Source organism: Streptomyces sp. NPDC002144 (assembly GCF_053593695.1).
In genome coordinates this window covers 108,984-130,757 of sequence record NZ_JBSFDB010000014.1, presented here as the reverse complement: position 1 = coordinate 130,757, position 21,774 = coordinate 108,984, and the positions used below count along the sequence as shown (strand labels likewise).

General features: G+C 70.6%; 21 protein-coding genes and 1 pseudogene. 9 read left to right on the top strand and 13 right to left on the bottom strand.

Annotated features, from left to right (window positions below):
• Positions 1–4: 4 nt before the first annotated feature.
• Together ACWCQ1_RS22440 and ACWCQ1_RS22435 are read right to left on the bottom strand one after the other, a co-directional pair.
• Entirely contained in the window at positions 5–976 is a 972-nt protein-coding gene (locus ACWCQ1_RS22440; protein ID WP_358593544.1) for an aldose epimerase family protein, read from the bottom strand.
• Positions 977–991: 15 nt separating this feature from the next.
• Positions 992–1,879 (bottom strand): SGNH/GDSL hydrolase family protein, encoded by an 888-nt coding sequence (locus tag ACWCQ1_RS22435; protein WP_358593687.1) that lies wholly within the window; start codon positions 1,877–1,879, stop codon positions 992–994.
• Between the two features lie 257 nt (positions 1,880–2,136).
• On the opposite strand from ACWCQ1_RS22435, the gene ACWCQ1_RS22430 reads away from it, so the two are divergent.
• A complete protein-coding gene (locus ACWCQ1_RS22430) occupies positions 2,137–2,631 on the top strand; it encodes a DUF3145 domain-containing protein (protein ID WP_133041241.1) in 495 nt (164 codons plus the stop codon).
• A gap of 80 nt (positions 2,632–2,711) precedes the next feature.
• Here the strand turns inward: ACWCQ1_RS22430 and fabF are convergent, their stop codons facing one another.
• The 5 genes from fabF to fasR all read right to left on the bottom strand — a co-directional run bounded on the left by fabF (position 2,712) and on the right by fasR (position 7,626).
• On the bottom strand, positions 2,712–3,983 hold the full coding sequence (gene fabF / locus ACWCQ1_RS22425; protein WP_133041242.1) for a beta-ketoacyl-ACP synthase II: 1,272 nt from the start codon (positions 3,981–3,983) through the stop codon (positions 2,712–2,714).
• Positions 3,984–4,065: 82 nt separating this feature from the next.
• Positions 4,066–4,314 carry an acyl carrier protein gene (locus ACWCQ1_RS22420; protein ID WP_015660680.1) on the bottom strand — a complete coding sequence of 83 codons (249 nt, stop codon included), beginning with the start codon at positions 4,312–4,314 and terminating at the stop codon, positions 4,066–4,068.
• An 81-nt stretch (positions 4,315–4,395) separates the two neighbouring features.
• On the bottom strand, positions 4,396–5,391 hold the full coding sequence (locus tag ACWCQ1_RS22415; RefSeq protein WP_133041243.1) for a ketoacyl-ACP synthase III: 996 nt from the start codon (positions 5,389–5,391) through the stop codon (positions 4,396–4,398).
• 22 nt (positions 5,392–5,413) lie between these two features.
• Positions 5,414–6,331, bottom strand: coding sequence for an ACP S-malonyltransferase (locus tag ACWCQ1_RS22410; protein WP_451027196.1), 918 nt, complete (start codon positions 6,329–6,331; stop codon positions 5,414–5,416).
• A gap of 89 nt (positions 6,332–6,420) precedes the next feature.
• Positions 6,421–7,626: a fatty acid biosynthesis transcriptional regulator FasR gene (fasR, locus tag ACWCQ1_RS22405; protein ID WP_133041245.1), complete on the bottom strand. Its 1,206-nt coding sequence runs from the start codon at positions 7,624–7,626 to the stop codon at positions 6,421–6,423.
• Between the two features lie 95 nt (positions 7,627–7,721).
• Between fasR and ACWCQ1_RS22400 the strand changes: the two genes are divergently transcribed.
• A complete protein-coding gene (locus ACWCQ1_RS22400; RefSeq protein ID WP_451027234.1) occupies positions 7,722–8,375 on the top strand; it encodes a pirin family protein in 654 nt (217 codons plus the stop codon).
• Positions 8,376–8,425: 50 nt separating this feature from the next.
• Positions 8,426–9,262 (top strand): hypothetical protein, encoded by an 837-nt coding sequence (locus tag ACWCQ1_RS22395; RefSeq protein WP_451027195.1) that lies wholly within the window; start codon positions 8,426–8,428, stop codon positions 9,260–9,262.
• Here the strand turns inward: ACWCQ1_RS22395 and ACWCQ1_RS22390 are convergent.
• A complete protein-coding gene (locus tag ACWCQ1_RS22390) occupies positions 9,234–10,049 on the bottom strand; it encodes a serine hydrolase domain-containing protein (RefSeq protein WP_133041247.1) in 816 nt (271 codons plus the stop codon). The genes ACWCQ1_RS22395 and ACWCQ1_RS22390 overlap by 29 nt on opposite strands.
• Positions 10,050–10,163: 114 nt before the next feature.
• Here ACWCQ1_RS22390 and ACWCQ1_RS22385 point away from each other — a divergent pair, with 114 nt between their 5' ends.
• Positions 10,164–10,634 (top strand): MerR family transcriptional regulator, encoded by a 471-nt coding sequence (locus tag ACWCQ1_RS22385; protein ID WP_165954718.1) that lies wholly within the window; start codon positions 10,164–10,166, stop codon positions 10,632–10,634.
• Entirely contained in the window at positions 10,631–11,647 is a 1,017-nt protein-coding gene (locus ACWCQ1_RS22380; RefSeq protein WP_358593547.1) for an aldo/keto reductase, read from the top strand. Before ACWCQ1_RS22385 ends, ACWCQ1_RS22380 begins: the two co-directional genes overlap by 4 nt.
• A 1-nt stretch (position 11,648) precedes the next feature.
• Here the strand turns inward: ACWCQ1_RS22380 and ACWCQ1_RS22375 are convergent, their stop codons facing one another.
• The 3 genes from ACWCQ1_RS22375 to ACWCQ1_RS22365 form a co-directional block, all read right to left on the bottom strand.
• Positions 11,649–12,500: a DUF4429 domain-containing protein gene (locus ACWCQ1_RS22375; RefSeq protein ID WP_133041512.1), complete on the bottom strand. Its 852-nt coding sequence runs from the start codon at positions 12,498–12,500 to the stop codon at positions 11,649–11,651.
• Between the two features lie 57 nt (positions 12,501–12,557).
• Positions 12,558–13,775 (bottom strand): alpha/beta hydrolase, encoded by a 1,218-nt coding sequence (locus ACWCQ1_RS22370; protein WP_358593548.1) that lies wholly within the window; start codon positions 13,773–13,775, stop codon positions 12,558–12,560.
• A 91-nt stretch (positions 13,776–13,866) separates the two neighbouring features.
• The gene (locus ACWCQ1_RS22365) at positions 13,867–14,493 is read right to left on the bottom strand and encodes a TetR/AcrR family transcriptional regulator (protein ID WP_133041250.1); all 627 of its coding nucleotides are present in this window, start codon (positions 14,491–14,493) and stop codon (positions 13,867–13,869) included.
• Positions 14,494–14,559: 66 nt separating this feature from the next.
• Between ACWCQ1_RS22365 and ACWCQ1_RS22360 the strand changes: the two genes are divergently transcribed.
• The 3 genes and pseudogenes from ACWCQ1_RS22360 to ACWCQ1_RS22350 all read left to right on the top strand — a co-directional run bounded on the left by ACWCQ1_RS22360 (position 14,560) and on the right by ACWCQ1_RS22350 (position 17,069).
• Positions 14,560–16,179, top strand: a complete 1,620-nt coding sequence (locus tag ACWCQ1_RS22360; RefSeq protein ID WP_358593549.1) for an MFS transporter — start codon at positions 14,560–14,562, stop codon at positions 16,177–16,179.
• A 223-nt stretch (positions 16,180–16,402) separates the two neighbouring features.
• The gene (locus ACWCQ1_RS22355; protein WP_133041252.1) at positions 16,403–16,711 is read left to right on the top strand and encodes a small hydrophobic protein; all 309 of its coding nucleotides are present in this window, start codon (positions 16,403–16,405) and stop codon (positions 16,709–16,711) included.
• Positions 16,712–16,764: 53 nt separating this feature from the next.
• Positions 16,765–17,069, top strand: a pseudogene (locus ACWCQ1_RS22350) (small hydrophobic protein).
• 267 nt (positions 17,070–17,336) lie between these two features.
• Here the strand turns inward: ACWCQ1_RS22350 and ACWCQ1_RS22345 are convergent.
• Together ACWCQ1_RS22345 and aceE are read right to left on the bottom strand one after the other, a co-directional pair.
• Positions 17,337–18,074, bottom strand: a complete 738-nt coding sequence (locus tag ACWCQ1_RS22345; RefSeq protein WP_358593550.1) for a potassium channel family protein — start codon at positions 18,072–18,074, stop codon at positions 17,337–17,339.
• 79 nt (positions 18,075–18,153) lie between these two features.
• The gene (gene aceE, locus ACWCQ1_RS22340; protein ID WP_358593551.1) at positions 18,154–20,901 is read right to left on the bottom strand and encodes a pyruvate dehydrogenase (acetyl-transferring), homodimeric type; all 2,748 of its coding nucleotides are present in this window, start codon (positions 20,899–20,901) and stop codon (positions 18,154–18,156) included.
• Positions 20,902–21,275: 374 nt separating this feature from the next.
• Here aceE and ACWCQ1_RS22335 point away from each other — a divergent pair, with 374 nt between their 5' ends.
• Positions 21,276–21,707 (top strand): DUF3052 domain-containing protein, encoded by a 432-nt coding sequence (locus ACWCQ1_RS22335; protein ID WP_133041255.1) that lies wholly within the window; start codon positions 21,276–21,278, stop codon positions 21,705–21,707.
• The last annotated feature ends 67 nt before the right edge of the window (positions 21,708–21,774 follow it).

Genomic DNA, 21,774 nt, shown 5'->3' with positions numbered 1-21,774 from the left:
GCGGTCAGCGCACCCCGAAGCCGTACGCCGTCTCCGAGCGGAACACCCCGCCCGGGCGCAGCACCGTGCTCGGGAAGTCCGGGCGGTTCGGCGAGTCGGGGAAGTGCTGGGTCTCCAGGGCGACGCCGTCACCCGGGGTGAAGGGCTCGGGCAGATGGTCGGCGGTGTAGAGCTGGAGGCCCGGTTCGGTCGTCCTCACGGTCAGGACGCGGCCGGACGCCGGGTCGTGCAGCTCGGCGACCTCGCGCGGGGTCTGCGTCACTCCGCCGACGAGCACGAAGTTGTGGTCGTAGCCGGGGCCGACCTTCCGAGCCTGCCGGAAGTCGAACCGTGTGCCGGTCACGTCCGCGAGCTCACCGGTCGGGATCAGATCGGCGTCGACCGGGGTGTAGCGGGAGGCGTCGATGCGCAGTTCGTGGCCGGACGCGCTGCCGGAGCCGGCCAGGTTCCAGTACGAGTGGTTCGTCAGGTTCACGATGGTCGGTGCGTCCGTCACCGCCTCGTACCCGATCCGCAGCGAGCCGTCCGCTTCCAGCGTGTACGTCGCCGAGACCTCCAGCCGGCCCGGGAAGCCCTCCTCGCCGTGCGGGCTGACCCGGGTGAGCCGCACCCCGTGCTCCACCGGCAGGGCGTCCCACACGCGTTTGTCGAAGCCGTGCTCGCCGCCGTGCAGGGAGTTGGGCGCGTTGTTGGGCTCCAGGGCGTAGGTCACCCCGTCCAGCGGGAAGCGGGCGCCCGCGATCCGGTTGGCGTACCGGCCGATCAGGGCGCCGAAGTACGGGCCGGGGCAGCCGAGATAGCCGTCCAGGTCGGCGAACCCCAGCACCACGTTCGCCCGGTGGCCGGTGCGGTCCGGGATCTCCACCGACTGCACGATCCCGCCGTACGACAGGATCCGCACCCGCACTCCGGCCCGCTCCAGGGTCCAGCGGTGGACCGGGGTGCCGTCGGGAAGTGTGCCGAAGTGATCGCTCATGAGCAAAACCCTAAGTCACGTGCCTGCCAGGCGTCCTTTCGCGGTGACCGTGCGGTAGGCGATCTCCGCCAGTCGGGCCTGTCCGTTCACACTGGGGTGGAACCAGTCCCAGTGGCTCAGCTGGTCGGTGCCGAACCGGTAGTCGTACACCGCGTTCTGGTCGAAGCGGCAGCGGCGGTCCTTGGCGCACACCTCCTTCAGCACCTTGTTGTAGTCCTCCACGCGCTTTTGCACGGTGTCCCGGCGCAGGGTCGCGGCCGAGTCCAGCGCGTCCGCGTCACCCAGCATCGAGGGGCAGATGCCGAGCTTCCAGATCTGCTTGCCCAGCGCGTTGGTGCGGCCCTCGGACCACAGCCGCTTCAGGTTCGGCACGCTCGCCACGTACACCTGGGCCCTCGGCAGTTGCCTGCGCAGCGAGGTCAGCGCGTCCTGGAAGCCGGCCCGGAAGTCGGCCACCGGGGTCATCGACGACGTCGAGCCGCGGCAGGCGTCGTTGGCGCCCACCATCACCGTCACCAACTGCGGCCGCTTCACCACCGCCTGCGCGATCTGCCCGGGCAGGTCCGCCATCCGGGCCCCGGTCACCGCGTAGTTCCAGCTCCGCTCGGCCGCCTGCGCCCTGCCCAGCAGCCGGACGGCGAGACTGTCGACCTTGGTGTCCGTGCCGGTCGCCCAGGACACCTCGGGGCAGTCCGACAGCACCGTGCACGCGTCGAAACCACGGGTGATGGAGTCGCCGACGGCCGCGATGGAGCTGGGGCTGACGTCCCAGGACGGCGTCGGACTCGGACGGTGCGTGGGTGCGGTCGTGTCGCCACCGACGGCGTCGCAGCCGGCGACGCCCAGAACGGCCGCCGCCGTGACGGCGAGCGCGGCCCGTGAACGGTGGCTCGGCTTCCGCATCCGCTGCTGTTCCCCTCGGTCGACGTACAGGGAGCTCCCCCTCATGACAACGCGCGGGAGTTCCCGAACCCCGCGGCCTGCAACGGATCGCACCCGTACAAGCGTCCTGCCGGGTGAATGGCGGGCGTTTCGGCGCATCGGGACCGACGGTACGTCACACTCCTTGCGCCGCCGCACGGTAGCCTCGCCATCAAACGTGGCCCCGGCCACAACCGTCCGCCAGTTCGCAAGATGTCCCGCTCTGCCCGGAGGTCCCGGTGACGACACGTGGAGTTCTGTACGTGCACTCCGCGCCGCGCGCGCTGTGCCCGCACGTCGAGTGGGCCGTGGCCGGGGTGCTCGGCGCACGCGTCAACCTCGACTGGATCCGGCAGCCGGCCGCGCCGGGCACCTGGCGCTCGGAGTTCTCCTGGAAGGGCGAGGCCGGCACCGCCTCCAAGCTGGCGTCGGCGCTGCGCGGCTGGCACCTGCTGCGCTTCGAGGTCACGGCCGAGCCCTGCCCCACCGCCGAGGGCGAGCGCTACAGCTGCACCCCGGAGCTGGGCATCTTCCACGCCGTCACCGGCATCCACGGCGACATCCTGATCCCGGAGGACCGGCTGCGCGCCGCCCTGACCCGGTCCCAGCGCGACGAGACCGACCTGGAGGCCGAGATCGCCAAGCTGCTGGGCAAGCCGTGGGACGACGAGCTGGAGCCGTTCCGGTACGCGGGCGAGGGCGCGCCCGTGCGGTGGCTCCACCAGGTGGTCTGAGCCCCCGTACCGAAGCCGAAGGGCCCTCACCAGACGGTGAGGGCCCTTCGGTTGTGCGGGGGCCGGCGTACGGGCGGTTCTCAGACCGTCCGGAACGCCAGGACCACGTTGTGCCCGCCGAAGCCGAACGAGTCGTTCAGCGCGGCGACACGGCCCTCCACGGGCAGTTTGCGGGCCTCGCCGCGGACGACGTCGGCGTTGGCCTCCGCCTCCGGGTCGAGGTTCTCGACGTTGATGGTCGGCGGGGCGACCCGGTGGTACAGCGCGAGGACGGTGGCGACCGTCTCCACACCGCCGGCGCCGCCCAGCAGGTGACCGGTCATCGACTTGGTCGCGGAGACCGCCATGTGGTCCGCGTCGTCGCCGAACACCTTGCGCAGGGCCTTGAGCTCGGCGATGTCACCGGCGGGCGTCGAGGTGGCGTGCGCGTTGACGTGCACGATCTCCGCCGGGTCCAGGTCGGTGCGCTCCAGCAGGTTCTGCAGGGCGTGCGAGATGCCCCGCCCCTCCGGCTCGGGCTGCACGATGTCGTGGCTGTCGGCGGAGATGCCCTGTCCGACCGCCTCGGCGTACACCCGGGCACCGCGCGCGGCGGCGTGCTCGGCGGACTCCAGGACGATCACACCGGCGCCCTCGCCGAGGACGAAACCGTCCCGCGCGACGTCGTAGGGACGCGAGGCGCCCTCGGGGTTCTCGTTGTTCTTGGACATCGCCATCATGTTGCCGAACGCGGCGATGGGCAGCGGGTGGATGGCCGCCTCGGTGCCACCGGCGACGACGACGTCGGCGCGGCCCGTGCGGATCATCTCGATGGCGTAGCCGATGGCCTCGGCACCGGAGGCGCACGCGGAGACCGGCGTGTGCACGCCCGCCCGGGCGCCCACCAGCAGACCCACGTTGGCCGAGGGGCCGTTGGGCATCAGCATGGGCACGGTGTGCGGGGAGACACGGCGGACGCCCTTCTCCTTCAGCACGTCGTACTGGTCGAGGAGGGTCGTCACCCCGCCGATGCCGGAGGCGATGACGGCGCCGAGGCGGTCCGGATCGACCTTCGGGTCCTCACCGGCCTTGCCCTCGAAACCGGCGTCAGCCCAGGCCTCCTTGGCCGCGACCAGCGCGAACTGCGCGGAGCGGTCCAGGCGGCGGGCCTGCGGGCGCGGGATGACCTCGGTCGGTTCCACCGCGACGGGCGCGGCGATGCGGACCGCCTGGTCGGCGGCCCACTCCTGCTCCAGGGGCTTCACACCGGACTTGCCGGCGATCAGGCCCTCCCAGGTAGAGGCTGCGTCGCCACCCAGCGGTGTGGTTGCGCCGATACCGGTGACGACCACGGTGCGATTGGTCGAGCTCACGGGAATTCTTTCTCCAATTACGAGGATTAAGCGGCGCCACCGCCGGGTGGCGGGGCCGGTCAGCGCCCGGCCCGAGCAGGGCTCAGGCCTGGTGCTTGAGGATGTAGTCGGTCGCGTCGCCGACGGTCTTGAGGTTCTTGACGTCCTCGTCCGGGATCTTGACGTCGAAGCGCTCTTCGGCGGCGACGACGACCTCGACCATGGACAGCGAGTCGACGTCCAGGTCGTCGGTGAAGGACTTGTCCAGCTGGACGTCCTCAACCGGGATGCCGGCGATCTCGTTCACGATGTCGGCGAGACCGGCGACGATCTCTTCCTGAGTGGCGGCCATGTCAGGCGCTCCTTCTATGTGATCCAGAGGGTTTGGCAGTGCTCTGCGTGCCCGGACCGTTCGTGATCCGGCACGCAGTGCCTAGGGGAGGGTAACGACAGTCGCGGCGTAGACGAGACCCGCCCCGAAGCCGATGACGAGCGCGGTGTCGCCGCTCTTCGCCTCACCGGTCGCCAGAAGCCGCTCCATCGCGAGCGGAATCGAGGCGGCCGAGGTGTTGCCGGTGGTGCGTACGTCACGCGCGACCGTGACGTGCTCCGGCAGTTTCAGCGTCTTCACCATCGAGTCGATGATCCGCTCGTTGGCCTGGTGGGGAATGAAGACGTCCAGGTCGTTCGCGGTGATTCCGGCCGCGTCCAGCGCCTGCTGGGCGACCTTCGCCATCTCGAACACGGCCCAGCGGAACACCGCCTGGCCCTCCTGCGTGATCGCAGGGAACTTGCCCGTGCTGTCGTACTCGGTCCACGGCACGGTCTGCTTGATGGTCTCCGACTTGTCGCCCTCGGAGCCCCAGACGGTCGGGCCGATCCCGGGCTCGGTGGCCGGGCCCACCACGACCGCGCCCGCGCCGTCGCCGAACAGGAAGGCCGTGGCCCGGTCCTCCAGGTCGGTGAGGTCGGACAGCCGCTCCACGCCGATGACGAGGACGTACTCCGCGCTGCCCTCGACGATCATGCCCTTGGCGAGGGTCAGGCCGTAACCGAAGCCCGCGCAGCCCGCCGAGATGTCGAAGGCGGCGGCCTTGTCGGTGCCGAGCTTGTCGGCGATCTCGGTCGCCACGGCCGGGGTCTGCTTGAAGTGCGAGACCGTCGACACGATCACGCCGCCGATCTGCTCGGCGGAGATGCCGGCGTCGGCGATCGCCTTCCCCGACGCCTCGATCGACATGGCGGCGACGGTCTCCTCGTCGTTCGCCCAGTGCCGGGTCTGGATGCCGGAGCGCGAACGGATCCACTCGTCGGAGGAGTCGATCGTCTCGAGGATCACCTCGTTCGGCACCACACGGGTGGGACGGTAGCCGCCCACGCCGAGGATGCGCGCGTACGGGGCGCCCTTGCTGGGCTTGATCTTCGACATGTTCGTACGGCTCCTTAGGGCGTCAGGCTGAAGCGTGCTCGGCGATGAGCGCGCGGGCCGCGTCGAGGTCGTCGGGGGTCTTGAGCGCGAGGGTCTTCACGCCCGGCAGCGCGCGCTTGGCGAGGCCGACCAGCGTGCCGCCCGGGGAGACCTCGATCAGGGCGGTGGCGCCGAGCTCCTGGAAGGTCTCCATGCACAGGTCCCAGCGGACCGGGTTGGCGACCTGGCCGACCAGCCGCTCGAGCACCTCGGCGCCGGTGGCGACGGTCCGGCCGTCCTTGTTGGAGACGTAGGTGACCTTCGGGTCGGCCGGGGTGAGGTCGGCGGCGGCCTTCGCCAGCGCGTCGACCGCCGGGGCCATGTGGTGCGTGTGGAACGCGCCGGCGACCTTCAGCGGGACGACCTTGCGGACGCCCTCGGGCTTGTCCTCGTTCAGCGCGGCGAGCTGCTCCAGCGTGCCCGCGGCGACGATCTGGCCGGCGCCGTTGACGTTCGCCGGGGTCAGGCCCAGCTTCTCCAGGTGCGGGACGGTCACCTCGGGGTCGCCGCCGAGCAGTGCCGACATCCCGGTCTGGGTGATCGCGGCGGCGTCGGCCATGGCCAGACCCCGCTTGCGGACGAGGGTGAGCGCGGCGGTGTCGTCGAGGACGCCGGCGAAGGAGGCGGCGGTGATCTCACCGACGGAGTGACCGGCGACGGCGTTCGGAAGAATGTCACCGAGTGCCGCGGCGGAGAGGATTCCGGCGGCGACGAGGAGCGGCTGGGCCACGGCCGTGTCCCGGATCGCGTCCGCGTCGGCCTGTGTGCCGTAGTGGGCGAGGTCCAGTCCGATGGCGTTCGACCAGGCGGCGACACGGTCGGCGGCACCGGGGAGTTCGAGCCAGGGAGTCAGGAAGCCGGGCGTCTGGGCGCCCTGGCCGGGAGCGACGAGTACGAGCACTCTCACACTCTCTCTTGAGGGCGGCCCGGGCCGCCCGTGGGGACAAGGACGAAGAACACGAAGGGGTTTTGTGGAGCCCCGACAAAAGACTAGGCGGGGAGATCCCCATCGGCCAGACGCCCCAGGATCAGCGCGATGCGCAGGGTGAAAGCGGAGCGTACATCAGAGGGTGACCAGCCGGTGACGTCAGTCACACGTCGAAGCCGGTAGCGCACGGTGTTCGGGTGAACGAAGAGCATCCGGGCCGCGCCCTCGAGACTGGACGCCTGTTCGAGGTAGACGGAGAGCGTCTCCAGAAGTGCCGAGCCGGCCTCCTCCAGCGGTCTGTAGATCTCCTCCACCAACTGCTCGCGGGCGCTCGGGTCACCGGCGATCGCGCGCTCCGGAAGCAGATCGTCCGCCAGTACCGGGCGCGGCGCGTCCTGCCAGGCGGAACACGCCTTGAGCCCGGCGGCGGCGGCCTGCGCGGACCGGGTGGCGGCCAGCAGGTCCGGTACGACGGGTCCGGCGACCACGGGTCCGGCCGCATAAGGGCCGATCAGCGACTTGGCGACGCCGAGCGGGTTGTCGCTGCCGCCGGCGATGACGACGAGCCGGTCGCCGAGCACCCCGGTGAGCACCTGGAGCTTGGCGTGCCGGGCGGCGCGCCGTATGGCCTCCACGGTCAGCTCGGAGTCCCCGTCGGGGGCGGTCCCCAGCACGACGCAGACATGTTCGGGCGCGTTCCACCCGAGGGCGGCGGCCCTGCTCACGGCCCCCTCGTCGGCCTCCCCGCTGAGCACCGCGTTGACGACGAGCGACTCCAGCCGGGCGTCCCAGGCACCGCGTGCCTCGGCGGCCTGGGCGTAGACCTGGGCGGTGGCGAAGGCGATCTCACGGGCGTAGACGAGCAGGGCCTCGCGCAGCACGCTCTCGTCGCCGGGCGCCGCCACCTCGTCGATGGCGGACTCCATGACCTCGATGGTCGTGCGCACCATCTCCACGGTCTGCCGCAGCGTGATGGCCCGGGTCAGCTCGCGCGGCGCCGTCCCGAACACGTCGGTGGAGATGGCCTGCGGGGCGTCGGGGTACCGGAACCACTCGGTGAAGGCGGCGATACCGGCCTGGGCGACCAGCCCGATCCAGGAACGGTTCTCCGGGGGCATCGCCCGGTACCACGGCAGCGTCTCGTCCATCCGCGCGATGGCCTGCGCGGCGAGGCTCCCGGAGGACTTCTCCAGCCGCTTCAGGGTCGCCGCGTGCGGATGGACGTCGGACCGGGTGGCTTCGGGCTTGCTGGCTTCGGGTTCGGGCACGGGACAAGACTGCCTTATCCGGACGGGAGTGTGCCGAGCAGGGTTGCGGGTGAGTCCCGCACGGCTCCCGTCGCGCCGCTACCTTGGGGTACGTGATGGACGTACGGCGCGCTGCGGAGCGCTATCCCGGGGGCGACGCGGCGGCCGGTATCGAGTCCTGGCACGCCTTCTCCTTCGGCCCGCACTACGACCCCGACAACCTCCGCTTCGGCGCGGTCATCGCCTGCAACGAGGAGCGGCTGGCCCCCGGCGCCGGGTTCGACGAACACCCGCACAGCCACACGGAGATCGTCACGTGGGTCGTCGAGGGCGAGCTGACCCACCGCGACTCCCAGGGCCACGAGACGACCGTCCGCCCCGGGGACGTGCAGCGGCTGAGCGCGGCGGCGGGGGTACGGCACGTGGAGCGCAACGACGGCCCCACCCCCCTGACCTTCGTCCAGATGTGGCTGGCCCCCCTGAACCCCGGCGGCGACCCGTCGTACGAGATCGTCCACGGCATCGCCGACTCCACCCCGTACGCGGTCCCGGAGGCGGGCGCGATGCTCCACGTACGGCGCCTGGTCCCGGGGGAGCGGACGGCGGTACCGGACGGCGCGTTCGTGTACGTCCATGTGGTGCGCGGCGACGTACGGCTCGGCGGGGACGATCTGGCGGCGGGAGACGCGGCCCGCCTGACGGACGCCAAGGACCTGGAGGCGGTCGGGCTGACGGAGGCGGAGCTGCTGATGTGGGAGATGAACGGCTGATCCCTGCCAACTCCCCTGCGCCGCAAGTCGTCTGACCTATCATCGGCGCCATGTCCGAGGGGGATGCACCGCAGGTCGAGGCCGACGCGAGCCGCCACTCCGAGCCGGTCCCGCTGACCAGAGGACAGCGACAGGCGGCGGGAGGTGTGGGCGGAGCGCTGGCCGCCGCCGGGGTCGCCGCGGTGTTCACGGGCGGCAACCAGGCCGGGAGCGTGGCCATGCTGGCCGCCGGCGCGCTGTTCCTGCTGGTCGCGGTCAGCGGGATGCCGATCGTCGGGGCGAAACTGCGGGACTTCGAACTCCACCTGGCGGTGCGCCGCAACGAGGCGGTCAACCGGACGGCGGCACGGCTGCCCGAGGGGGAGGCCCAGCGGCTGCGGGAGATCATCGAGTCGGCCTACGGCGACTCGGACGAGCCCTTGCTGGAACTGATCGAGATGCTGCTGCTCGAAACGCGCGTCAGGGACGGGCTGGCCGGCGACCTGGAACCGGGCGAGCTGGTCGAACCGCGTCCCGAGGCGGGGATCGGCGAACCACTGGTCGTCCATGTCTCGGCGGACCGGGACGTGCGCATCGGCGTCTTCTCGATGTACGCGCGCACCTGCCCCAGGCAGTACCCGGCCGCGTTCGTGACCGAGTTCCTGGAACGGCTCACCGCGACCGGCTGCGACGCCGTCGTCTTCGTCACGGCCGTGCGCGACAACGGGGCCTTCGGGTCGCTCGCGGACCGGATCCGCTCGCTGGGCGTGCCCGTCTCCGTCGAGGACTGGCGTCCGCTCGGCGAGCCCCGCCCACTGCGCCCCGCGATCGAGCGGCTCACTTCGGAGGTGCTCGCCCGGAGGACTGCCGGGACCGGCGTCACACCTCCGCGAGCACCGCATCCGTGAAGGGCGGCCACACCTCGATCGCCCACGGGCCGAAGGCGCGGTCGGTCAGGGCGGCGCAGGCCACGGACGCGTCCGGGTCGATCCACAGGAACGTGCCGGACTGGCCGAAGTGGCCGAAGGTGCGCGGGGAGGACGAGGAGCCCGTCCAGTGGGGGGACTTGGAGTCGCGGATCTCGAAGCCGAGGCCCCAGTCGTTGGGGTTCTGGTGGCCGTAGCCCGGCAGGACGCCCTTGGTGCCCGGGTACTGGACGGTCATCGCCTCCACGACCGTGCGGGGGTCGAGGAGGCGCGGGGCCTGGATCTCGGCGGCGAAGCGCAGGAGGTCGGCCACCGTCGAGACGCCGTCCTTCGCCGGGGAGCCCTCCAGCGAGGTGGACGTCATGCCCAGCGGCTCCAGCACCGCCTGTCGCAGGTACTCGGCGAACGGGATGTCCGTGGCCTTGGCGATGTGATCGCCCAGCTGCTCGAAACCGGCGTTGGAGTACAGCCGCCGCTCGCCGGGCGGGGCCGTCACCCGGTGCTCGTCGAAGGCGAGGCCCGAGGTGTGCGCGAGCAGATGACGCACGGTCGAGCCGGTCGGCCCGGCCGGCTCGTCGAACTCGATCGCGCCCTCCTCGTACGCGACGAGCGCGGCGTACGCCGTGAGCGGCTTGGTCACCGAGGCCAGCGGGAAACGCCGGTCGACGGGGCCGTGGGTGCCCAGCACCGTCCCGTCGGCCCGCACCACACCCGCCGCGGCGACGGGAACCGGCCAGTTTTCGATCAGCGCGAGGCTCTGCAAGGACATGCCGACGAGCCTAAGCCGCTTCCCCTTCCTACTTCTCGTGGGGTCAGGCTGAGGGCCTGTTTCTTACCGATTCCGCTTGCTTGGAGTGCACTCCAAGGCCATAGCGTTGAGGCCATGACGGTGATGGAGACCACCCCTACCAGGACCGACAGTTGCGCCGCGCCGCCCCATCCGCACCGGCGCCCGCAAGGCCAGGACAGCTACACCATCAGCGAGGTCGTCGCCTTCACCGGGCTGACCGCGCACACCCTGCGCTGGTACGAGCGCATCGGCCTGATGCCGCACGTCGACCGTTCCCACACCGGCCAGCGCCGGTACAGCAACCGCGACCTCGACTGGCTCGACCTCGTGGGCAAGCTCCGGCTGACCGGAATGCCGGTCGCCGACATGGTCCGCTACGCCGAGCTGGTGCGCGAGGGCGACCACACCTACGGCGAGCGGTTCGAGCTGCTGGAGGCGACCCGGCGCGACGTACTGGCCCGGATCGCGGAGCTGCAGGACACGCTCGCGGTGCTGGACCGGAAGATCAGCTTCTATGCGGACGCGGAGCGCGCCCGTGCCTACGAGGGGGAGAAGGTTCGATGACCGACGGCAGGATCCCGACCGCACCTCTGGGCGGAAGCGGCATCGAGGTCGGTGTCCAGGGCCTCGGCTGCATGGGCATGAGCTTCGCCTACGGCCCCTCCGACGCGAAGGAGTCGCGCGCCACCCTGGAGCGGGCCCTGGAGCTGGGCGTCACGCTGTACGACACGGCGGACGCCTACGGCCAGGGCGAGAACGAGAGGTTCCTCTCGCCGTTCTTCCAGGCCAACCGCGACCAGGTCGTCATCGCGACCAAGTTCGCCCTGTCGATCCCGCCGGACGACCCCACCCGGCGGATCATCCGCAACGACCCGCCGTACATCCGCCAGGCCGTCGAGGCGAGCCTGAAGCGTCTGGACGTCGACGTCATCGACCTCTACTACATGCACCGGCGCGATGTGAACGTGCCGATCGAGGAGAGCGTCGGCACCATGGCGGAGCTGGTGCGCGAGGGCAAGGTGAAGCACCTCGGGCTCAGCGAGGTCACCGCTCAGGAACTGCGCACCGCCCACGCCGTGCACCCGATCGCGGCCGTGCAGTCGGAGTGGTCCCTGTTCAGCCGGGACATCGAGGCCCAGGTGGTGCCCGCCGCCCGCGAACTGGGCGTGGCCCTGGTGCCGTACTCCCCGCTCGGCCGCGGCTTCCTCACCGGGGCGTTCACCAACCCCGACACGCAGTTGACCGCCGACGACTTCCGTCGTCAGCAGCCCCGCTTCACCGGTGAGAACGCGGCCGCCAACGCCGCTCTGCTGGAGCCGATCCGCACGGTGGCCGAGGCCCACGGCGTGTCGCTCGGGCAGGTGGCGCTCGCCTGGGTCCAGCAGCAGGCGGCGGTGCACGGCCTGCCCGTGATCCCCATCCCGGGCACCCGCAAGCCGGGCCGCGTGGAGGAGAACGCGCGAGCGGCGACCATCGCGCTGACCGAGGACGAGCTGTCCCTGCTGGAGCCGATAGCGGCGAAGGTGGCGGGCGACCGGTACGCGGACATGACGTTCACCTCCGCCGGCCGGGAGTAGCTCAGAGCTCCGCCAGCAGTTCGGCCTTCTTCGTGGAGAACTCCGCGTCCGTCACCAGGCCCGCCTGATGCAGCTCGCCCAGGTGACGGATGCGCTCCGCGATGTCGGCGGGGTCCCGGCGGGCCGGCACCGACGGCGGCGGCCCGCAGCTGCGGATCGCCGCCAGGACGGCCGCCGCGAACGGCAGCGACTCGTGCACCGGCCCGTATCCCAGACCGAACACCACGGCCGCCGGATCCTGGTCGGGCTGCGCGGGCGCCTCGGCCCCGTCCCGCCGCAGCAGCCGCAGATGACCTTCGAAGACCTCGGGGGAGCGCCACTCGACCCCGCCCAGCGCGGTGACCGGAAAGCTCTGGTCGCCCGCCTTCCACTTCGCCGACGACGCGCCCGTCCAGAACCACCGGAAGTTCACGGTCTTGCCGTCGAAGGACGCCTTCGCGTCGTACGCCTTGAACTGCCGCGGCGCCTCGGGAGCGGCCACCAGGAAACGGTCGGCGGGCTCGTCACCGCCGCCCAGCGCGGATTTCAGCTCGTCGGCGTAGTACTCGGCGAGGGTCTCGCGCTCGCTGGGCAGCACCAGCCGGTACGGGTCGCACCCTTCCTTCAGCTGCCCGGCCGCCGCCTCCAGCAGCGGGTCGGCGCCGGCTCGCAGCTCGGCCCGCAGCACCACCGTGCCCCGTCTGCCCGGGGCCAGCGTCACACCCGACACCGCCTCCAGCGGGATCCGCCGTTCCCCCAGCGCCTGGAAGAGCTTCGGTGTTCGCAGGCCCCGCTCGTAACGGATGAGCACGGAGTCGGACTCGAACTCCCAGGCGGCATGAAATCCGGCCAGTACGTCACCCATGCGGCTCATCGTATGCACGAACCGTTCCTTCGTCGCCACCCCGCGCAGACCGCAGTTTCTGCGGTGCTACGCGCGTTGGGCCGCCGCCGCGCCGGACAAACCCGCGCGGCACGCCCCGTCATCGTGCGCACACCGCACCGAGCGGTACGCGCCAACGCCGATCTCCGCGAAGTTCAGCAGGCTGTCCGTGCCGGGCTCGAAATAGCCCGCGTGCCCCTTGGCGCGCTGCGCCGACAGCACCCGCGACCCGAACGAGGACGACACCGGGTCCGCCCCGTGCCCCAGGCCGCCGAGCTCCAGGTACGGCACGTCCTGGATCCAGTCCGAGGCGTCCCGCATCGCCCACACCCGGGCGGAGGTGTGCAGGTGCGCGGCCTTCTCCACCCGCATCCCGGGGCTTCCGGCCACCGCTATGTCGGCCACCCGACGCGGCAGCAAGTGCGCGGCGACCCCGCACACCACCGAGCCGTAGCTGTGGCAGAACAGCGACACCGGCGCGCGGCCGGGCAGGGCCCGCAGCAGGGCGTTCAGCCGAAGCGCGCCCTGTGCCGCGCGCACGCCCGTCGCCGACTCGATGCCGAGTCCGGCGGGCGCCGTGTAGTCGGCCCAGGCGATCACGGCCGTACGCGTGCCGGGGCTCGCCGCCTGCTCAGCCGCGTACAGCGACTTGGCCATGCCGACCGGCGCCGAGTACGGGCGGTAGGTCTTCTGGAAGGTGAGCAGGTCGGTGTCGACGCCGGGGACGACGACCGACACGCGCTGGGCGCGCTGCAGGTCGCCCATCACCTCGGCGACGCGTCCGGAGGCCTCCGGATCGAAGGCGAGGATCTGCCGGCCGCGGCTCATCAGCTGCTCGTAGCGGTGCATACGGCGGCCCGCCTCCTGCTGCCCGGCGGGCGTCAGGCGCGGGTCGTGCATGCGCTTCAGCTCCACCTTGCGCTGCCGGCCGAGCGCGAGGTGGTTGGCCTCGTAGCGCAGGGCGACGGGCGCGCCGTTCATGTTGCCGACCGCGAGCGGATAGCGGCGGGCGAGGACGGTGCGCTCCTGGGCGGTGAGCGCGGCGAAGAACCGGGACAGCCGCGCGGGGGTCGCGCCGGGGTCCGGCAGCCGGTGGCCGTGCAGGCGTCCGTGTTCCCACGAGGAGAGCGAGGCCTGCAGGGGGGTCGTCACGCCGTGGCTGCGCAGAGCGGTCCAGCCGGTGGTCGCCAGCATCACGAAGACCACGGACAGGGCCAGCAGTGCGCGCCAGACGTTCAGTTGCGGGGAGGTGTCGAAGGAAGTCACTGGGAGGACACACTAGGAGAACGAGAGGGTCTCGCGTGAGCCGAGTGACAGGTATCACGTTTCGATAAACGCACGACCACCTGATCGTGTCTCAGTGTGCCCGCCAGTTCGCGGTGAGTGCCTCGCCCACCTGTTCGAGGTAGGACACCGTCAACGCGCGCATCTCCTCCAGGCCGAAGTCCCCGCGGGCCACCCACTGCCGCTCCGTCACCCGCATCACTCCGCCGAACACCGCCACCGCCAGCCGCGGCCGCGGATCGGTGTCCACGTCCACGCCCTCCCGCTCGGCGAGCACCCGCGCGAGAGTCTCCTCGATCTCCTCGTTGCGGCGCAGATGCGCGGCCAGCAGCACCGGCGTCGACTCGACGACCCGGTACAGACGCAGGTACAGCTCCACCGGTACGACGGCCTCGATCACCTCGTGCAGGGTCCCCCAGCCCTCCAGCACCGACCGCCGCAGCGCCTCCATCGGCGCCTCGCCGGCCGGCCGCTCGCGGACCGCCTCGACGAACCGCGTCACCACCAGTTCCTGGAGGGCGAGCGCGGCCTCCTCCTTGCCGGCGAAGTACCGGAAGAAGGTGCGCTGCGACACGTCGACCGCCTCGGCGATGTCGTCGACGGTGGTGCCCTCGTAGCCGCGGGTCGTGAACAGTTCGACGGCGGCCCGCAGCAGGGCGTCCCGAGTGCGCTGCTTCTTGCGTTCGCGCAGTGTTTCCATGAGTGTCAGTTACCGACTTCTGATTTGATTCGTCAACTGTCAGTGGCTGCCATTAGCCTCGAACGCATGACTAGTCAGACCATCGACACGACGGGGTCGGGGGGCGACGCGCCGGAGGTCCCGTCGGACGGGTCGCCGTCCTCGTCCGGACTCCGCGGCCATCCCTGGTTCACTCTCATCACGGTCGCGGTCGGCGTCATGATGGTGGCCCTGGACGGCACCATCGTGGCCATCGCCAACCCCGCCATCCAGAAGGACCTCGGCGCGAGCTTCGCCGACGTCCAGTGGATCACCAACGGCTACTTCCTCGCCCTCGCGGTCTCCCTGATCACCGCGGGCAAGCTCGGTGACCGCTTCGGGCACCGCCAGACCTTCCTGATCGGCGTGACCGGCTTCGCCGCCGCCTCGGGCGCCATCGGCCTGTCGAACAGCATCGCCGCGGTCGTCAGCTTCCGTGTGCTGCAGGGCCTGTTCGGCGCGCTGCTGATGCCGGCCGCGCTCGGCCTGCTGCGGGCCACCTTCCCGGCCGAGAAGCTCAACATGGCCATCGGCATCTGGGGCATGGTCATCGGCGCCTCCACCGCCGGCGGTCCGATCCTCGGCGGAGTGCTCGTCGAGCACGTCAACTGGCAGTCGGTGTTCTTCATCAACGTGCCGGTCGGTGCCGTCGCACTGGTGCTTGGCCTGCTGATCCTGCTCGACCACCGCGCGGAGAACGCGCCGCGCTCCTTCGACATCCTCGGCATCGCGCTGCTCTCCGGCGCCATGTTCTGCCTGGTCTGGGCCCTGATCAAGGCGCCGACCTGGGGCTGGGGCGACGGCAAGACCTGGACGTTCATAGCCGCCTCCCTCCTCGGCTTCGCTCTCTTCTCGTTCTGGGAGACGAAGGTCAAGGAGCCGCTGATCCCGCTCGGCCTGTTCCGCTCGGTCCCGCTCTCCGCGGGCGTCGTCCTGATGGTCCTGATGGCCATCGCGTTCATGGGCGGGCTGTTCTTCGTGACGTTCTACCTGCAGAACGTGCACGGCATGAAGCCGATCGACGCCGGTCTCCATCTGCTCCCGCTCACCGGGATGATGATCGTCGGCTCGCCGCTGGCGGGCGCGCTGATCACCAAGCTGGGCCCGCGGATCCCGCTGGCCGGCGGTATGGCGGCCACCGCGATCGCCATGTACGGCATGTCGACGCTGCAGACCGACACCGGCAGCGCCGTGATGTCCCTCTGGTTCGCCCTGCTCGGCCTCGGTCTCGCGCCGGTCATGGTCGGCGCGACGGAGGTCATCGTCGGCAACGCGCCCATGGAGCTGTCGGGTGTCGCCGGTGGTCTGCAGCAGGCCGCGATGCAGATCGGCGGCAGCCTCGGGACGGCGGTGCTGGGTGCCGTCATGGCCTCCAAGGTCGACGGCGACCTCGCGGGCAACTGGAAGGACGCCGGTCTCCCCCCGCTCACCCCGGCCCAGCTGGACCAGGCCTCCGAGGCGGTCCAGGTCGGTGTGGCGCCGGTGGCCAAGGGCACGCCGGAGGCGATCGTCGCGAAGATCACGGACGTCGCGCACGACACCTTCATCTCCGGGATGAGCCTGGCGTCCCTCGTGGCCTGCGGTGTCGCGGTGGTCGCGGTCTTCGTCGCCCTGCTCACCAAGCGGGGCGCCAACGCGGACGCGGGCGCCGGAGTGGGCCACATCTGACGGGACTTCGAGGAACTTCCCCTATCAGGGTGAAGCGGCTAAAGATCCCTCGCTTCCGGTGTGCGCCGCAGGTCACAGTGGGTCATGCCCTCCGGAGAGGGCGGACCGGTGCTGCGGCGCGCTGCCGGAGGGGGACAGCGCGCCGGCAGTCCGATGATTAATCGCCGATCCGGGGGTACCCGCATGTTTGAACCCCGAACAGACCCCGGGGTTCAGGGAGTTGATGATGGCGGGCTTCGGACACGGAACGCGCAGGTACCCCCGGTCACGTAGCCGGACGTGGTCACGGACCGGGCCGGATCGCGCGACGCTCGGAATCATCGGAGTCATCTGCGCGGTCGCAGGGTTCTTCGTGCTGGGGATCATCCTCGGCCCCGTGGCGATCGTCTGTGGTTGGCTCGCCATGGGCCGCAGTTGGGCGGGCAGTCGCTCGCTTCCGGCCCTGGTCGCCTTCGTACTGGGCGCCATTGACACGCTCCTGGCCATCGTGTGGTTGGCAGGGGCGGCCACCCCGGGCAACGGCTTGTTCTGACCCGGGGCAAGGTGAGGGAAGGGCCCCCGGTGGATGGACCGGGGGCCCGCCTCATGGGCGGGGGAGGCGGCCGGAGGTGGTCACGGACCGGGCCGGATCGCGCGACGCTCGGAATCATCGCCGGGGGTCTGGGGGTGTCCCCAGAGAGGTCAGTATCTGCGCGGTCGCAGGGTTCTTCGTGCTGGGGATCATCCTCGGCCCCGTGGCGATCGTCTGTGGTTGGCTCGCCATGGGCCGCAGTTGGGCGGGCAGTCGCTCGCTTCCGGCCCTGGTCGCCTTCGTACTGGGCGCCATTGACACGCTCCTGGCCATCGTGTGGTTGGCAGGGGCGGCCACCCCGGGCAACGGCTTGTTCTGACCCGGGGCAAGGTGAGGGAAGGGCCCCCGGTGGATGGACCGGGGGCCCGCCTCATGCGCGGGCGTGAGGCCGCCGGGGGTGGTCACGAACTCGTCGCCGGGGCCCGAAAGATCGGCGTCTGCGCGGTCGTCGGCTTCTTTGTGCCGGGGATCGGGCTCAACTCCGTGGCCCGGGTGGGCGGTCGCGCCGTCGCAGCCCTGCGAGGACGGGGGTCTGTCCCCAAGCGCCGGGTCGGGCTGGGGTCCTCAAGCCGCGGGGACGCTCCTGTCACGGTCTGCCCGAGAGTTCGCGGAGGGCTGCGACCTCGGCTCTGAGGGCTCGGACTTCTTCTGTGAGGGACTCGATGGCCTGGGTCTGGCGTTGTTCTTCCGCGTCGTCCTTCTCGAAGCGGGCCAGGAACCAGGCGGCGATGTTCGCGGTCACCACACCCAGCAGCGCGATGCCGGACAGCATCAGACCGACGGCGATCATGCGGCCCAGGCCGGTGGTCGGGGCGTGGTCGCCGTACCCCACGGTCGTCATCGTCGTGAACGACCACCACAGCGCGTCACCCAGCGTCCGGATGTTCCCGTCCGGTGAGTCCCGCTCGACCGACAGCACGGCCAGCGAGCCGAACATCAGCAGCCCCACGACCGCCCCGCCGACGTACGTCGTCAGCCTGATCTGGTTGGCCATCCGCGCCCGCCGCCCCACCAGCATCAGCGTCGCGACCATCCGCAGCAGCCGCAGCGGCTGGAGGATCGGCAGCACGACCGCGCACAGATCTATCCAGTGCCGGCGCACGAACTCCTTGCGGCGCCGGGCGAGAGCCAGCCGCGTCACATAGTCCGCGGCGAAGGCCCCCCACACCACCCACTCGACCAGCGTGCACAACTCCGTCAGCGCATGCCCCGCCGAGTGGTCCACGATCGGCACGGCATACGCGACGGCGAACACCACGGCCAGCCCCAGCAGCGGCCGTTGGGTGAGGTGCTCCCAGCGCGCCTGCGCCGTTTCTTGCTCCATGCCCGCATCGTAAGGAAACAGTGAAGGGCGGCGGGACCACAGTCCCGCCGCCCTTCGGCTCATCGGCCCGCGGCCACGGCTACGCGTCGCCGCCCGCCGCCCCCGGATCCGCGGCCGACGCGTCCAGCAGCTGATACCGGTCGATCGCCTGCTTCAGCACCGACCGGTCCACCTTCCCCTCCCGCGCCAGCTCCGTCAGCACCGCCACCACGATCGACTGCGCGTCGATGTGGAAGAACCGGCGCGCCGCACCCCGCGTGTCCGCGAAGCCGAACCCGTCGGCCCCCAGCGACTGGTACGTCCCCGGCACCCACCGTGCGATCTGGTCCGGCACCGACCGCATCCAGTCCGACACCGCCACGAACGGCCCCTGCGCCCCCGACAGCTTCTGCGTGACGTACGGCGTCCGCTGCTCCTCCTCGGGGTGCAGCAGGTTGTGCTCCTCCACCGCCACGGCCTCGCGCCGCAGCTCGTTCCAGGAGGTGGCCGACCAGACGTCCGCCTTGACGTTCCACTCCTCGGCGAGGATCCGCTGCGCCTCCACCGCCCACGGGACGGCCACACCGGACGCGATGACCTGCGCCGGGATCGACCCGGAGGTGCCCTCGGAGAGCCGGTGGATGCCCTTGAGGATGCCCTCGACGTCCACGTCCGCCGGCTCGGCCGGGTGCTGGATGGGCTCGTTGTAGACGGTGAGGTAGTAGAAGACGTCCTCGCCGTGCGGATGCTCCTCGGACCCGCCGTACATCCGCCGCAGACCGTCCTGCACGATGTGCGCGATCTCGTACGAGTACGCCGGGTCGTAGGCGACGCAGGCGGGGTTCGTCGAGGCGAGCAGCTGGGAGTGGCCGTCCGCGTGCTGCAGACCCTCACCGGTCAGGGTCGTACGCCCCGCGGTCGCGCCGAGGACGAATCCACGCGCCAACTGGTCGGCCATCTGCCAGAACTGGTCACCGGTGCGCTGGAAACCGAACATCGAGTAGAAGACGTAGACCGGGATCAGCGGCTCGCCGTGCGTCGCGTAGGCCGAGCCCGCCGCGATGAGGGAGGCGGTGCAGCCGGCCTCGGAGATGCCGTCGTGCAGCATCTGGCCCGTCGGCGACTCCTTGTACGCGAGCAGCAGATCGCGGTCCACCGCCTCGTACTGCTGGCCGAGCGGGTTGTAGATCTTCGCGCTCGGGAAGAAGGAGTCCATGCCGAACGTGCGGTACTCGTCCGGCGCGATCAGCACGAAGCGACGCCCGAGCTCCTTGTCCCGCATGAGGTCCTTGAGGAGACGGACGAAGGCCATGGTCGTCGCGATCGACTGCTGGCCCGAGCCCTTCTTCACCGTCGCGTACGTCTTGTCGTCCGGCAGCGCGAGCGGCTTGGAGCGCACGACGCGCGTCGGGACGTACCCGCCGCACTGCTTGCGCTGGTCGTGCATGTACTGGATCTCTTCCGAGTTCCGGCCCGGGTGGTAGTACGGCGGCGCGCCGGACTCCAGCTCCTTGTCGGAGATCGGCAGGTGCAGCCGGTCGCGGAAGCGCTTGAGGTCGTCGACCGTCAGCTTCTTCATCTGGTGCGTGGCGTTGCGGCCCTCGAAGTTGGGGCCCAGCGTCCAGCCCTTGATGGTCTTGGCGAGGATGACCGTGGGCTGGCCCTTGTGCTCGGTGGCCGCCTTGAACGCCGCGTAGATCTTACGGTGGTCGTGACCGCCGCGCCCCAGGTGCAGGATCTGGTCGTCGGTCATGTTCTCGACCATCGCGCGCAGCCGCTGGTCGTCGCCGAAGAAGTGCTCGCGGATGTACGCGCCTGACTCGGTGGCGTACGTCTGGAACTGGCCGTCCGGCGTGGTGTTCATCTTGTTGACGAGGATGCCGTCGCGGTCCTGGGCCAGCAGCGGGTCCCAGGAGCGGTCCCAGATCAGCTTGATGACGTTCCAGCCGGCGCCCCGGAAGACCGACTCCAGCTCCTGGATGATCTTGCCGTTGCCGCGCACCGGGCCGTCGAGGCGCTGCAGGTTGCAGTTGACGACGAAGGTCAGGTTGTCCAGGCCCTCGCGGGCGGCGATGGACAGCTGGCCGAGCGACTCGGGCTCGTCCATCTCGCCGTCGCCGAGGAACGCCCACACCTGCGACTTCGACGTGTCGGCGATCCCGCGCGCGTGCATGTAGCGGTTCATCCGCGCCTGGTAGATCGCGCCGATCGGGCCGAGGCCCATCGACACCGTCGGGAACTCCCAGAAGTCCGGCATCGAGCGCGGGTGCGGGTAGGAGGACAGGCCGTTGGGGGCCTTCGACTTCTCCTGGCGGAAGCCGTCCAGCTGCTCCTCGCTGAGCCGGTCGAGCAGGTACGCGCGCGCGTAGATGCCGGGGGAGGCGTGGCCCTGGAAGAAGACCTGGTCGCCGCCGAGGCCGTCGTCCTTGCCCCGGAAGAAGTGGTTGAAGCCGACGTCGTAGAGGGACGCGGAGGAGGCGAACGTGGCGATGTGGCCGCCGACCCCGATGCCGGGACGCTGGGCGCGGGAGACCATCACCGCGGCGTTCCAGCGGGTCGCGTTCAGGACCTTCCGCTCGATCTCCTCGTTGCCCGGGAAGAACGGCTCGGCCTTGGTCGGGATCGTGTTCACATAGTCCGTGCTGCGCATCTCGGGCACGGCCACGCGCTTCTCGCGGGCCCGCTCGATCAGCCGCAGCATCAGATAGCGGGCCCGCTCACGGCCGCGCTCGTCGACGGCGGCGTCGAGGGAGTCGAGCCACTCCTGGGTCTCCTCGGGGTCGAAGTCAGGAACCTGACTCGGAAGGCCGCCAATGATGATCGGGTTGCGATCGGATCCGGAAGCCACGCTGTTCCTTACCTGTCAGAGGGCTGCTGTGGGCTGCTGAGGGCTGCTTTTGAGCTGCTTTTCGGTGTGCCTGCACCGTTCCCCATCGTGTACCTCGGGAAAGCAAACGTCATCTCTACTGAGAGGTAACCGAGATCCATCTCGGGAGTCCCGGGTTCCCAATGCCGCAAAGCGGGCACAACGGTGTGGTGCAGGTCACTGACCGCCTGGGCGTCGTGGCTGGAGTTGCGGTGACACGGCCAGGAACGTCACCGTTTCGGCGGTCTGAACGGCCGGGTACTTGCGCGATCCGCCCCGCCCGTGTGGACTACGGCCAATGCTTCGCGCACGCGCGTGGCTGAGACATACCCAAAGACAAGATCAGGAGGCAACCCGTGAGCGCGACCGCGGACCACGCGGAGACGAGCCCTGCCGTGAGGCTGGGGTTCCAGCCCGAGCAGGTGGTCCAGGAGATCGGCTACGACGACGACGTAGACCAGGAACTCCGCGAGGCCATTGAGGAAGTCATCGGCAGTGACCTGGTGGACGAGGACTACGACGACGTCGCCGATGCCGTGGTGCTCTGGTTCCGCGACGACGACGGCGACCTGACCGATGCGCTGGTGGACGCCACCACGTACATCGAAGAAGGCGGGTCGATCCTGCTCCTGACGCCGAAGACCGGCCGGGACGGATACGTCGAGCCGAGCGACATCTCCGAAGCCGCGACGACGGCGGGGCTGTCCGCCTCCAAGAGCGTCAGCGTGGGCAAGGACTGGAGCGGCAGCCGGCTGGTGACGCCGAAGGCGGCCAAGTCCAAGAAATAGCCACCCACGGACGGGCCGGGCGTCGTACTCGGCCCGTCCGCCGGCCCCCGGTGATCGCTGCGTAGGG

What these genes read in the sequence shown, in the direction of transcription:
- ACWCQ1_RS22400 (WP_451027234.1), top strand. Translation starts at nt 7,722, where the DNA reads ATGGACGTACGGCGCGCTGCGGAGCGCTATCCCGGGGGCGACGCGGCG.
- ACWCQ1_RS22420 (WP_015660680.1), bottom strand. Translation starts at nt 4,314, where the DNA reads ATGGCCGCCACTCAGGAAGAGATCGTCGCCGGTCTCGCCGACATCGTG.
- ACWCQ1_RS22385 (WP_165954718.1), top strand. Translation starts at nt 10,164, where the DNA reads ATGACGGTGATGGAGACCACCCCTACCAGGACCGACAGTTGCGCCGCG.
- ACWCQ1_RS22440 (WP_358593544.1), bottom strand. Translation starts at nt 976, where the DNA reads ATGAGCGATCACTTCGGCACACTTCCCGACGGCACCCCGGTCCACCGC.
- ACWCQ1_RS22345 (WP_358593550.1), bottom strand. Translation starts at nt 18,074, where the DNA reads ATGGAGCAAGAAACGGCGCAGGCGCGCTGGGAGCACCTCACCCAACGG.
- ACWCQ1_RS22390 (WP_133041247.1), bottom strand. Translation starts at nt 10,049, where the DNA reads ATGTCCTTGCAGAGCCTCGCGCTGATCGAAAACTGGCCGGTTCCCGTC.
- ACWCQ1_RS22375 (WP_133041512.1), bottom strand. Translation starts at nt 12,500, where the DNA reads ATGAGCCGCATGGGTGACGTACTGGCCGGATTTCATGCCGCCTGGGAG.
- ACWCQ1_RS22435 (WP_358593687.1), bottom strand. Translation starts at nt 1,879, where the DNA reads ATGCGGAAGCCGAGCCACCGTTCACGGGCCGCGCTCGCCGTCACGGCG.
- ACWCQ1_RS22415 (WP_133041243.1), bottom strand. Translation starts at nt 5,391, where the DNA reads ATGTCGAAGATCAAGCCCAGCAAGGGCGCCCCGTACGCGCGCATCCTC.
- ACWCQ1_RS22380 (WP_358593547.1), top strand. Translation starts at nt 10,631, where the DNA reads ATGACCGACGGCAGGATCCCGACCGCACCTCTGGGCGGAAGCGGCATC.
- ACWCQ1_RS22355 (WP_133041252.1), top strand. Translation starts at nt 16,403, where the DNA reads ATGATGGCGGGCTTCGGACACGGAACGCGCAGGTACCCCCGGTCACGT.
- ACWCQ1_RS22365 (WP_133041250.1), bottom strand. Translation starts at nt 14,493, where the DNA reads ATGGAAACACTGCGCGAACGCAAGAAGCAGCGCACTCGGGACGCCCTG.
- ACWCQ1_RS22395 (WP_451027195.1), top strand. Translation starts at nt 8,426, where the DNA reads ATGTCCGAGGGGGATGCACCGCAGGTCGAGGCCGACGCGAGCCGCCAC.
- ACWCQ1_RS22360 (WP_358593549.1), top strand. Translation starts at nt 14,560, where the DNA reads ATGACTAGTCAGACCATCGACACGACGGGGTCGGGGGGCGACGCGCCG.